The 11147-nt window shown below is 70.7% G+C and carries 10 protein-coding genes; 7 read left to right on the forward strand and 3 right to left on the reverse strand.

Going from position 1 to position 11147, the window contains the following annotated elements; genetic code table 11:
* Positions 1-94: 94 nt before the first annotated feature.
* Complete coding sequence (locus ACWD4J_RS43640; RefSeq protein ID WP_451401118.1) at positions 95-772, reverse strand: hypothetical protein; 678 nt, start codon at positions 770-772, stop codon at positions 95-97.
* Positions 773-1062: 290 nt separating this feature from the next.
* On the opposite strand from ACWD4J_RS43640, the gene ACWD4J_RS43645 reads away from it, so the two are divergent.
* The 6 genes from ACWD4J_RS43645 (at position 1063) to ACWD4J_RS43670 (ending at position 8661) form a co-directional block, all read left to right on the forward strand.
* The gene (locus ACWD4J_RS43645) at positions 1063-1944 is read left to right on the forward strand and encodes a DUF2797 domain-containing protein (RefSeq protein ID WP_451401119.1); all 882 of its coding nucleotides are present in this window, start codon (positions 1063-1065) and stop codon (positions 1942-1944) included.
* Between the two features lie 136 nt (positions 1945-2080).
* Positions 2081-2446, forward strand: coding sequence for an antibiotic biosynthesis monooxygenase family protein (locus ACWD4J_RS43650; RefSeq protein ID WP_451401120.1), 366 nt, complete (start codon positions 2081-2083; stop codon positions 2444-2446).
* Between the two features lie 173 nt (positions 2447-2619).
* A complete protein-coding gene (locus tag ACWD4J_RS43655; RefSeq protein WP_451401121.1) occupies positions 2620-3360 on the forward strand; it encodes a response regulator transcription factor in 741 nt (246 codons plus the stop codon).
* Positions 3357-4907: a sensor histidine kinase gene (locus ACWD4J_RS43660; RefSeq protein WP_451401122.1), complete on the forward strand. Its 1551-nt coding sequence runs from the start codon at positions 3357-3359 to the stop codon at positions 4905-4907. The genes ACWD4J_RS43655 and ACWD4J_RS43660 overlap by 4 nt, the downstream gene beginning before the upstream one ends.
* A 26-nt stretch (positions 4908-4933) precedes the next feature.
* Positions 4934-6337 carry a glycosyltransferase gene (locus ACWD4J_RS43665; protein WP_451401123.1) on the forward strand — a complete coding sequence of 468 codons (1404 nt, stop codon included), beginning with the start codon at positions 4934-4936 and terminating at the stop codon, positions 6335-6337.
* Positions 6334-8661 carry an ArnT family glycosyltransferase gene (locus ACWD4J_RS43670; protein WP_451401124.1) on the forward strand — a complete coding sequence of 776 codons (2328 nt, stop codon included), beginning with the start codon at positions 6334-6336 and terminating at the stop codon, positions 8659-8661. The genes ACWD4J_RS43665 and ACWD4J_RS43670 overlap by 4 nt, the downstream gene beginning before the upstream one ends.
* Here ACWD4J_RS43670 and ACWD4J_RS43675 read toward each other — a convergent pair whose 3' ends face one another.
* Positions 8662-9522, reverse strand: coding sequence for an endonuclease/exonuclease/phosphatase family protein (locus ACWD4J_RS43675; RefSeq protein WP_451401125.1), 861 nt, complete (start codon positions 9520-9522; stop codon positions 8662-8664).
* Between the two features lie 267 nt (positions 9523-9789).
* Here ACWD4J_RS43675 and ACWD4J_RS43680 point away from each other — a divergent pair, with 267 nt between their 5' ends.
* Complete coding sequence (locus ACWD4J_RS43680) at positions 9790-10587, forward strand: TetR/AcrR family transcriptional regulator C-terminal domain-containing protein (RefSeq protein ID WP_451401126.1); 798 nt, start codon at positions 9790-9792, stop codon at positions 10585-10587.
* Between the two features lie 41 nt (positions 10588-10628).
* On the opposite strand, the gene ACWD4J_RS43685 is transcribed toward ACWD4J_RS43680, so the two are convergent.
* Positions 10629-11099, reverse strand: coding sequence for a PPOX class F420-dependent oxidoreductase (locus ACWD4J_RS43685; RefSeq protein ID WP_451401127.1), 471 nt, complete (start codon positions 11097-11099; stop codon positions 10629-10631).
* Positions 11100-11147 lie beyond the last annotated feature (48 nt).

Here is an 11147-nt window from a genome sequence, read left to right on the forward strand (position 1 = left end):
CTAGGCGTACACCGCGGTGCCGGTGCGCAGAGATCGGAAGCCCCCTCGGGATCATCCCGAGGGGGCTTCCGACGTCAGGCGTCGCCGGGAGGGCTCACGCTGACGTGGAAGAAGAAGGTATGCGGACGCCGTCGAGGGTCTGCTGGTGCATCTGGTCCACGGCCTTCGCGTCCGCCGCGGGACCCAGGGTGACGATCCCGATCACGTGGCTGTCACCTGCGATGTAGCAGCTGGAACCGGTCAGGGGCGCGCTGTCCTTGGTGGAGAGATGTGCGTCGACGGCGGGATGGCCGTCCACCGTGGTCTGCTTGGCGCTGGTGCTGGTGGCTGTCTTGCCGAATTCCTCACTGAAGCCCTGACGGAAGCCCTCGAGACCGATGTTGGCGTTGGCCGCGGTGCCGGGCACGTCGTAGACGGTGAAGATGACGACGGTCCCGTCCGCCTTTTCCACCGAGTACATGCGACCGGTGACGGTCGAGCCGTCGGCAGCGGGCTGCGAGAATTTCTCGACCTCGGGCTTTCCGGGAAGTTTGAATTTGATGCCACTGGGGGCGTCGGTGATCTCCACCCATTTCTCGGCGGGGTCGGCGACGGCCTGCTCCTGATGGCCCTGCGCGGCCGCAGTCGTGGGCGCGGTGGCCGTGTGCGGTGTCGCCTGTGCGGCAAAGGCGCTGGTCGGCAGGAGGACTCCTGCCGCCACCACGGCGGAGGAGGCGGTGAGCATCGCAAAGCGCTGCATCGGTGAGCGACGGGCCATATGAATCACTTCCAATCGGAAAGGGTGGACAGGTTGTCGAAAGATGGGCCGTTTTGATTTGCGGGATTTGTTCGTTGAATTGCTTGTGAGGTTTGTTTGTGGGATTCGGGCTCGTGGGTGTGTGTGAACCCATGTCCCAGTGAAGCCTCGGGGGCAATTCGCGTCATGTCCCTGGATCGCGTGACAGGAGAATTCGGGACTTGTCGGATGGCGGTCTTCCTGATAGCGGGGTCCGGCCGGAGGACCGGGCGCTGTCAGTGGCCGGGCCTACGCTCATGAAGCAGGGGCACACGTGAGGTGCGGCGATGCAGAGGGTGCAGGCGTGGCGATGCTCGGGGCTTCGGTGGCCGGTGGCCGGCGGGCCCGTGCTGGTGTGGGACGGGGGGCGGAGGAGTGAGCTGACGTGGGGGAAGCGGGTGGCGTTCGCCGTCGCGGGCGGCGGTGTCCGGCGGTGCGTCGGGGCGCGGGGCAACGAATGCCCCGTGGGGGCCCGGGTGCCGGGGCGGAGCACGGGGGCGCGGTGTGAGGAGTGCGGGCGGCTGGATCGGGCGCATTCCGTGGCCGCGGACACGCTGCCGGACGATCCCCGGCCGTATGCCGTCTATCTGGCCTGGTTCGGGCCGGGCATGGTCAAGGTGGGGATCACGGCGGACGAGCGGGGCTCCGCGCGGCTGCTCGAGCAGGGCGCGGTGGTGTTCACCTGGCTGGGGCGCGGGCCGCTGATGGCCGCGCGGCGGACGGAGGAGCTGCTGCGTACGGCGCTGGGCGTGCCCGACCGGATTCCGTACGACGCCAAGCGGGCGGTGCGGGCCGCGCTGCCGGAGCCCGGCGCCCGGGCGACGGAGATCGCTCGGCTGCATGCCAGGGCCGTGCTGCTCGAGGGATGGCCGGAGTCCGTGCGGCGGGCGCCGTTCGAAGCGGTCGATCACGCGGGCGTGTTCGGGCTGGAGGGGCTGCCGTCCGCCGTGGGGACCGTGTCCGAGCTCGTCGCCGGCGGTGTGGTGAGCGGTGAGCTGGTGGCTGCCGCCGGGCCCGATCTTCATCTGGCCACCGAGCGCGGCGTGGTCGTACTCGACACACGGCTCATGACCGGGTGGGAACTGACCGGTACGGAGGACGGCGGGGCACTTCGTGAACTCACCGTGCCCGTCAGGGAGTTCCGGGGCGTGCAGGACCGGCTGTTCTGAACGGGGGTGGCCCGGGTCCGCTGCTCCGTACGGACGGCAAGGAGACCGATCCCTTTCGATTCCCCTTCGGGTCCTCTTTGGTTCCCGTCCGGAAAGTGGCTGGACCGTGGGGAGAGCCCGGCGCGACAGTCTGGTCATGACCGACTCATCCGTGGCGCCTGACGCCGTCCCCGGGCCCGCTCCCGAGCCCGCCTTCGAGACCCCGTACTACGCCGTGATCTTCACCTCCGTCCGGACGGAGGGAGACGGCGGTTACGGCGAGACCGCCGCGCGCATGGAGGAGCTGGTCAAGGACGTCCCCGGTTTCCTGGGGATGGACTTGGCGCGAACCCCCGGCGGGCTCGGCATCACCGTCTCGTACTTCCGCGACGAGGACGCGATCAAGGAGTGGCGGAGTGACATGGAACACCGTGCCGCCCAGAAGCGCGGGCGGGAGGAGTGGTACGAGAGTTACACCCTGCACATTGCCAAGGTTGAGCGGAATCATGAGTTCCGGAGGTAGGTTGCGCAGCGCTCACCTCAGCGCTCACCTCCGGACGAGCTGACGCCCGGCCTGCCGCATGCCGCGTGGGACAGCGGTTGCCAGCTGTTCCCTGAGAGCTCCCTGTGTGTTTCTCAGGGAATTCACAGACTCCCGAAAGGGTGCTCTCAGGGCGGCATCCGAAGGTGTCCACCATGACCACGATCTCGCCCCAGGGGCGTACCGAACTGCTGCGGCCGGACGGGAGCCCGGTCCGCGTGCTCGTCGTGGACGACGAGCTGTCGATCACCGAGCTGCTGTCCATGGCCCTGCGTTACGAGGGCTGGCAGATCCGCACCGCGGGCGACGGAACGGGCGCGGTGCAGACCGCGCGCGACTTCCGGCCCGACGCCGTGGTGCTGGACATGATGCTGCCCGACATGGACGGGCTCGCCGTGCTCGGCCGGCTCCGTCGTGAACTTCCCGACGTGCCGGTGCTGTTCCTGACGGCGAAGGACGCCGTCGAGGACCGCATCGCCGGCCTCACGGCGGGCGGCGACGACTACGTCACGAAGCCGTTCAGCCTCGAGGAGGTCGTGGCCCGGCTGCGCGGGCTGATCCGCCGCTCCGGCGCCACCGACCGGCGCAGCGAGTCCATGCTCGTCGTCGGCGACCTGACCCTGGACGAGGACAGCCACGAGGTGACCCGCGCGGGCACCTCCATCCACCTGACCGCCACCGAGTTCGAGCTGCTGCGCTTCCTGATGCGCAATCCGCGCCGGGTGCTCAGCAAGGCACAGATACTGGACCGCGTCTGGTCTTACGACTTCGGCGGCCAGGCCAACGTCGTCGAGCTCTACATCTCGTATCTGCGCAGGAAGATCGACGCCGGACGCGAGCCCATGATCCACACGCGCCGCGGTGCCGGTTATCTGATCAAGCCCGCGGCGTCATGAGCACGGCGCAGCAGCCGCGGTCGCGCAGGCTCAGGGGGAAGCGGAGGCAGCCGCGGTCGCTGCGTACACGGCTCGTCCTCGGGTCGGTCGCGCTGATCGCCGTCGTGTGTGCGGTGATCGGGACGGTGACGACGATAGCTCTGCACAGTTACCTGTACGCCCAGTTGGACAAGCAGGTGCACGATGTCGCGGTCATCTCCGGCAGAGACCCGGGCCCCGACCAGCCGGGCGGGAAGCGGACAGCGCCCGACCAGCAGGAGGAGCCAACCCTGGACTTCCTGGCCGGACCCGTGCGGGGAGGCGCGGTGGGCGCGCTGGTGTTGTCGGACGGCACCGTCACCCGCGCCGCGAAGAGCGACCCGGACAGCGACACCAAGATGACCGATCTCGGCGAGGCACAGAAGGCCGCTCTGCAGTCCGTGCCGCAGGACGGTAAGCGGCACAGCGTCCACATCCCCGGCCTCGGCGAGTACCGGGTCGAATACTCGGAGCCCAACGGCACCCTGGTCGGTCTCCCCGAGACCGACGTCCAGGACACCGTCAGCACCCTCATCGCCGTCGAGGTCAGCGTCACCGCCGCGGGTCTCGTCGCCGCTTCGCTGGCCGGCATAGTCATGGTCGGCGTCGCCCTGCGGCCCCTGCGCCGCGTCGCAGCGACAGCGACCCGCGTCTCCGAACTGCCGCTGCACAGCGGTGAAGTGACGCTCTACGAGCGCGTCCCGGAGGCCGAGGCCGACCCGCGCACCGAGGTCGGCCAGGTGGGTGCCGCGCTCAACCGCATGCTCGACCACGTCCACCAGGCGCTGGACGCGCGGCAGCACAGCGAGATGCGCGTGCGGCAGTTCGTCGCGGACGCCAGTCACGAGTTGCGGACGCCGCTCGCGTCGATCCGCGGATACGCCGAGCTGACCCGCAGAGGGCGCGAGGAGACCGGGCCCGACACGCGGCACGCCCTCGGACGCATCGAGTCCGAGGCGAACCGTATGACGGGGCTCGTCGAGGACCTGCTGCTGCTCGCCCGGCTCGACGCCGGACGCCCGCTCTCGTACGAGAGCACTGATCTCTCACCGCTGGTCGTGGACGCCCTCAGTGACGCGCGCGCGGCCGGGCCGAACCACAAATGGCGCCTGGAACTGCCCGACGAGCCCGCACTCGTGCTGGCCGACGCGCAACGGCTGCAGCAGGTGCTCGTCAACCTCCTCGCCAACGCGCGTACCCACACGCCACCCGGCACGACGGTCACCGCGCGCGTGCGCCGGCAGGGCCCCTGGGTGTGCCTGGACATCGACGACGACGGGCCCGGCATCCCTCCGGAGCTGCTGCCGCACGTCTTCGAACGGTTCGCACGCGGCGACTCGTCGCGCTCGCGTGCCTCCGGCTCCACCGGCCTCGGCCTTGCGATCGTGCAGGCCGTGGCGTCCGCGCACGGCGGCACCGTGACGGTCGACAGCGTGCCCGGACGCACGGTGTTCACCGTCCATTTGCCCGCGTACTACGAATCGGTTCCGTACTCACAGGCAGCCCACAGCCTCACCACACAGGCATAACAGGGCCGCCCGCGAATCTCAGTGTCATGCGAACCGACTCTTCTTCAGGCACCTCCCCCTCCGCGGGTGCCTTGCCGGCCCGGGAGCACATCCCGGCCGGTGAGGGCGGGGTGCCGGTACTTGACGTAGTGATCCCCGTCTACAACGAGGAGAAGGACCTCCAGCCGTGTGTGGAACGGCTGCACGACCACCTCGTCCGCACCTTCCCCTACCGCTTCCGCATCACGATCGCGGACAACGCCTCCACGGACACCACTCCGCAGGTGGCGGCATGGCTGGCATCGACAATGGAGTCGGTCCGGTACTTCCGGCTGGAGCAGAAGGGACGCGGCAGGGCGCTGCGCACCGTCTGGTCCGCCTCGGACGCGCCGATCCTCGCCTATATGGACGTCGACCTGTCGACGGACCTCAACGCCCTCCTCCCGCTCGTCGCCCCGCTGATCTCCGGCCACTCGGACCTGGCGATCGGCTCGCGGCTCGCCCGCACCTCGCGCGTCGTGCGCGGACCCAAGCGGGAGTTCATCAGCCGCGCGTACAACCTCATCCTCCGCGGGTCGCTGCAGGCCCGTTTCTCCGACGCCCAGTGCGGCTTCAAGGCCATACGGCGCGACGTCGCGCAGGTGCTGCTGCCGCTCGTCGAGGACACCGGGTGGTTCTTCGACACCGAGATGCTGGTCCTGGCCGAGCGCGCCGGGCTGCGTATCCACGAGGTGCCGGTCGACTGGGTGGACGACCCGAACTCCACCGTCCACATCGTGAAGACCGCGACGGACGACCTCAAGGGCGTGTGGCGCGTGGGCCGCGCGCTGGCCACCGGTTCGCTGCCGCTGGACCGGATCGCCCGGCCCTTCGGAGACGACCCGCGGGACCGGCAGGTGCCCGGGGTGCCGCGCGGACTGGCCCGCCAGCTGGTCGGCTTCTCCGTGGTGGGCGTCCTGTCCACGCTCTTCTACCTGCTGCTCTACTCGGTCTGCCGCACCTTCTCCGATCCCCAGCTCGCGAACGCGCTGGCGCTGCTGGTGTCCGCGGTCGCCAACACGGCGGCCAACCGGCGGCTCACCTTCGGAGTACGCGGCAAGGACCGCGCCGTCCGCCACCAGGCACAGGGCCTCGTGGTCTTCGGCATCGGCCTCGCCCTGACCAGCGGCTCCCTCGCCGCGCTGGACACCGCGACCGGCAACCCGTCGCACTCCACGGAGCTGGCGGTGCTCATCGCCGCCAACCTCGCCGCGACCGTGCTGCGCTTCCTGCTCTTCCGGGCCTGGGTCTTCCCGGACCGGCGTGACGACACGCCTCCGGTGCCCCAGCCCCCGTACGACCTGTACAAGGTCCCTGCCGGCGTGGGCGTGGACCAGTACCAGTCCTGGGACGCGACCGTGCAGCTGCACGCGGTGCGCCCGCACGACCACGATCCGAGGAACGTCCGATGACGACATCCGACATCCAGCACCCGGGAGGCGTGGACCCCGCCTGGGGCCCGCCGACCGGCCCCCCGCCGCCCGCCGCCGCCACCCTCGCGCAGGCGAGCGTCCAGGCGCCGCCGATGCCGAGCGCGGCACCCGCGTCCGACACCGCGTACGGCACGGCCGCAGCCGGCGAGGGCCGCCCCAAGGACCCGTTCCTGCGGCGCGTCTGGCGCGGCCGCCCCGAGGACCCCAGCTGGGCGCGCCCCGCGTTCCTCGCGCTGCTGCTGGTCACCGGGGTGCTGTACCTGTGGAACCTCAGCGCCTCCGGTTACGCCAACTCCTTCTACTCCGCGGCCGTTCAGGCCGGCAGCCAGAGCTGGAAGGCCTTCTTCTTCGGCTCGCTCGACGCGGGCAACGCCATCACCGTCGACAAGCCCCCGGCCTCCCTGTGGCCGATGGCGCTGTCGGTGCGGATCTTCGGCCTCAGCTCGTGGGCGATCCTCGTGCCCGAGGTGCTGATGGGCGTCGCCACGGTCGGCGTCCTGTACGCGGCCGTACGCCGGCGCTTCAGCGCCGCCGCCGGGCTGATCGCGGGCGCCGTGCTCGCGCTCACCCCGGTCGCCGCGCTGATGTTCCGCTTCAACAACCCGGACGCGCTGCTCGCCCTCCTGATGACCGTCACGGTCTACTGCGTGCTGCGCGGCCTGGAGGACGGCCGCACCAAGTGGCTCGTCTGGGCGGGCGCCGCCGTCGGCTTCGCCTTCCTGACCAAGACCCTGCAGGCGTTCCTGATCCTGCCGGCGCTCGCCGCGCTGTACGCGGTGTGCGCACCGGTGAAGCTCAAGAAGCGCATCGGGCAGCTGCTGCTGTCCGGCCTGGCGATGGTCGTCGCGGGCGGCTGGTGGGTCGCGATCGTCGAGCTGTGGCCCGCGTCCTCGCGGCCGTACATCGGCGGCTCGCAGAACAACTCCTTCCTGGAGCTGACCTTCGGCTACAACGGGCTCGGCCGCATCAACGGCGAGGAGACCGGCAGCGTCGGCGGCGGCGGTGGCGGCGGTGGCACCGGTCAGTGGGGCGAGACCGGCATCGACCGGATGTTCAACTCCGAGATCGGCGGCCAGATCTCCTGGCTGCTGCCGGCCGCGCTGATCCTTCTCGTCGCGGGCATCGCGCTCACCTGGAGGGCGAAGAGGACGGACGCCACCCGCAACGCGTTCCTCGCCTGGGGCGGCTCGCTGCTGATGACCGGCCTGATCTTCAGCTTCATGGCCGGCATCTTCCACCAGTACTACACGGTGGCGCTCGCGCCCTACATCGCGGCGCTGATCGGCATGGGCGCGACGGTGCTGTGGGAGGAGCGCGCCAGGAAGTGGGCGTCGTTCGCCCTGGCGGGCGCGGTGGCGGCGACGGCGATCTGGTCGTACGTCCTGCTGAACCGCACGTCGGACTACCTGCCGTGGCTGAAGTGGTTCGTGCTCATCGGCGGTCTCGTGGCCGCGGGCGGCCTGCTGGTCGCGGCGCGCCTCGGCCGGCAGCTGGCGCTCGCCGCGGTGGGCCTGGGCCTCGTGACGTCGCTCGCCGGACCGACCGCGTACACCCTCAGCACGCTGCAGACGGGCCACACGGGCTCCATCGTCACCGCGGGCCCGGCCGGCGCCAGCATGATGGGCGGCATGGGCGGCGGCCGGGGCGGCGGTCCCGGCGGCATGGGCGGCGGCGGCATGCAGCCGCCCGGCCAGCAGAACGGTCAGACCGGCCAGAACGGCCAGCAGGGTCAGCAGGGTCAGCAGGGTGGCGGCACGGGGCAGTTCCCGGGCGGCGGCCAGCAGGGCGGCGGCATGGGCCAGCCCCCGACCGGCCAGCAGGGCGGTCAGAACGGCCAGACCGGTCAGACCGGTCAGACGCAGGGCCAGGGCCAGCAGCAGGGCGGCATGCCCGGCGGCGGCACCATGGGCGAAGGAGGCATGGGCGGCGGCGGCATGGGCGGCCTGCTCAACGGCGCCGACGTCAGCTCCAAGGCCAAGGCGCTGCTCGAGAAGAACGCGGGTGACTACACCTGGGTCGCCGCGGCCATCGGCTCGCAGAACGCCGCCAGTTACCAGCTCGCCACCGGCGACCCGGTCATGGCGATCGGCGGCTTCAACGGCAGCGACCCGTCCCCGACGCTCGCCCAGTTCAAGCAGTACGTCGAGGACGGGAAGATCCACTACTTCATCGCGGGCGGCATGGGCGGCGGTGGCGGCAACAGCGGCACCGCGTCCCAGATCAGCTCGTGGGTCGAGTCGAACTTCAAGACGGTGACCGTGGGCAGTGCCACCTTCTACGACCTGACCCAGCCGAAGAGCTGATCAGCGTCCGCGCCGCAGTGACAGGTCGGCGATGACGGGGCGGTGGTCCGAGGCGAGTGTCTCGGCCACCGCCCCTTCGCGTACCCGGACGCCGTCGCCGACTGCCACGTAGTCGATGCGCTTGACGGGGTTCTGCGCCGGGAAGCTCAGACCGGCCGGTGCGGAGTCGGTCAGGTTCTCCCACAGCGGGGCCAGCTCGGGGGCGGACGGCTCGGCGTTGAAGTCTCCGAGCAGGACCTGCCGTGGGCAGCGGTCGTGACGGTCGCAGTCCTCGGCCATGATCCGCCGGGTGTCGGCGACCTGGGCGGCACGAACCGACGGGTCGGGCCTGTAGTCGAGATGCGTCACATAGACGTGCACGGGAACGCCCTTGACCCGCAGCACCACTTCGGCGAAGCCGGGGGCCGGCGCGGGCACCGGGTTCGGATCCTGCGTCGACAGCCGCGTGATCTCGTGGTTCTCGGCGTCCGCGATCGCATACCGGGACAGCACCGCGACCCCGTACTCGCGCCGGGGCGCGCCCTCCGCCGGGGGATCCAGGCTGTAAATGGGCGCGAAATACACGTTCATCCCCAGCCGCTGCGCCAGCTCACCGGCGAGATCCCGCCAGCCGCTGCGCGCGCCCCAGTGCATGTCGACCTCCTGCAGGCCGATGACGTCCGCGTCCAGCGCACGCAGCGCCGCCTCCTGGCGGTCGAGATCGAAGACGTTGTCCATGCCCGCACCGGCATGGATGTTGTACGAGACGACGCGCAGCGACACTTCACTGCTGCCGCCGTCGATGGCGTGGGCCGGCGGCGCGGCGAGGGCGCCCAAGAGCCCCGCTGCCAGGGTCAGTTGAACCGTACGACGCGTTGACATGGCCTCTCCAGATGTCCGGAAGCCCGCAGAACGGTACTCCCCAATCGCCTTGTACGGAGCGGAAGTCGGGGCATCACGGCGTACCTCCCCGCACTCGGCGCACCGGCCAACTGCCGCCGCCCGGCACGCCGCTACGTGCGGGGGGACGCGGGCGGGACCCGTCCGGGGGGGCGAAGTACGCGGCAGACCCGCATAGCATCGAGACGTGGCGGACCAGTCGATTCCGGTCCGCCGGGCAGACCCACGAGCTCTCAGGAAGGTGCCGCCATGGTGAGGGCAGCCGAGCGGACCAGGCGTCCGGCGCGGACCAGCGTCTGGCTGGAGGGCAAGGCGCCCCGCGGCGCCACGGGGGCATCCCGGAGCGGTGCGCCGAGAGGGACCGGCCAGCCGTCCGGTCTCGACCGGGACCGCATCATCGCGGCCACGGTCCGGCTGCTCGACGCGGAGGGGCTGCCCAAGTTCTCCATGCGCCGGCTCGCGGCCGAACTCGATGTCACGGCGATGTCGCTCTACTGGTACGTGGACACCAAGGACGACATCCTCGAGCTCGCCCTCGACGCGGCCTTCGGCGGACTACGGCTGCCGGATCCCGAGTCGGGCGCGGACTGGCGCGACCAGCTCCGCGAACTGGCCTCGGGCTACCGTGACTTGCTGGTCCGCCATCCCTGGGTCTCGCCCCTGGCGGGGACGTTCCTCAACATCGGGCCGCACTATCTCGACTTCCTGCTCACGGTGCAGCGCGTCGTCCGCCGGACCGGTCTGCCCGCGGACGCCCTCGGTGGGGCGATGTCGGCGGTCTTCCAGTTCGTGTACGGCTTCGGGACGATCGAGGGCCACTTCGTACGGCGGTGTGCCGCGGCCGGGATGAGCCAGGACGAGTACGTCCGGGAGGCGATGGCCAGTGTCGAGGGGACTCCCGCGCTCGCCGAGCTCGCGCAGGAGTCCGCCGATCTTGTCGCCGCGCGCAGTGGGGTGACGGTCGAGGAGGGGCGGGAGCGGGACTTCGCGTTCGCGCTGGATCTGCTGATCGCGGGGATCGAGGCGAAGGTGCCGGGGCGGATCTAGGCCGCCCCGGTCGGCCAGGGGTACGGCGCCCGCGTGAGTGGCTACTCCGGCGGGGCCAGCCGCGCCGGAAAGCCCCCGGTGGCCACGGGCCCCCACCGCTCCGGAGTGATCCGGATGATGGACTTCCCCTGCTTGATCATCGCCGCGCGGTACTCGTCCCAGTCGGGGTGCTCCCCCGCGATGTTCCGGTAGTACTCGACCAGCGGCTCGACGGAGTCCGGCGTATCGATGACCTCGGCGGTCCCGTCGATCTGGACCCACGGGCCGTTCCACTCATCGCTCAGCACGATGACGCTCACGTGGGTGTCCCGCTTCGCGTTCCGCGTCTTGGCGCGTTCCGGATACGTGGAGACGACGATCCGTCCCGAGTCGTCGACGCCGCACGTGAGGGGCGAGCCCTGGGGGCCGCCGTCGGCCCGCCGGGTCAGGAGGATGGCCCGGTGCCGGGGCCGTACGAAGTCCAGCAGGTCTTCCAGAGACACTTTGGTGTTCGTAGCGATGTTGGGTGCCATAGCGGGCACCCTACGCCGCGGACCCCCCGGCACCGCGCCGTCGATCAC

The sequence above is a fragment of the Streptomyces sp. NPDC002577 genome, assembly GCF_053594815.1.

Bases quoted from the DNA above. Each gene is read 5' to 3' on its own strand.
- ACWD4J_RS43655 (WP_451401121.1), top strand. From the start codon at position 2,620: ATGACCACGATCTCGCCCCAGGGGCGTACCGAACTGCTGCGGCCGGAC.
- ACWD4J_RS43665 (WP_451401123.1), top strand. From the start codon at position 4,934: ATGCGAACCGACTCTTCTTCAGGCACCTCCCCCTCCGCGGGTGCCTTG.
- ACWD4J_RS43645 (WP_451401119.1), top strand. From the start codon at position 1,063: ATGCAGAGGGTGCAGGCGTGGCGATGCTCGGGGCTTCGGTGGCCGGTG.
- ACWD4J_RS43660 (WP_451401122.1), top strand. From the start codon at position 3,357: ATGAGCACGGCGCAGCAGCCGCGGTCGCGCAGGCTCAGGGGGAAGCGG.
- ACWD4J_RS43685 (WP_451401127.1), bottom strand. From the start codon at position 11,099: ATGGCACCCAACATCGCTACGAACACCAAAGTGTCTCTGGAAGACCTG.
- ACWD4J_RS43650 (WP_451401120.1), top strand. From the start codon at position 2,081: ATGACCGACTCATCCGTGGCGCCTGACGCCGTCCCCGGGCCCGCTCCC.
- ACWD4J_RS43670 (WP_451401124.1), top strand. From the start codon at position 6,334: ATGACGACATCCGACATCCAGCACCCGGGAGGCGTGGACCCCGCCTGG.
- ACWD4J_RS43675 (WP_451401125.1), bottom strand. From the start codon at position 9,522: ATGTCAACGCGTCGTACGGTTCAACTGACCCTGGCAGCGGGGCTCTTG.
- ACWD4J_RS43680 (WP_451401126.1), top strand. From the start codon at position 9,790: ATGGTGAGGGCAGCCGAGCGGACCAGGCGTCCGGCGCGGACCAGCGTC.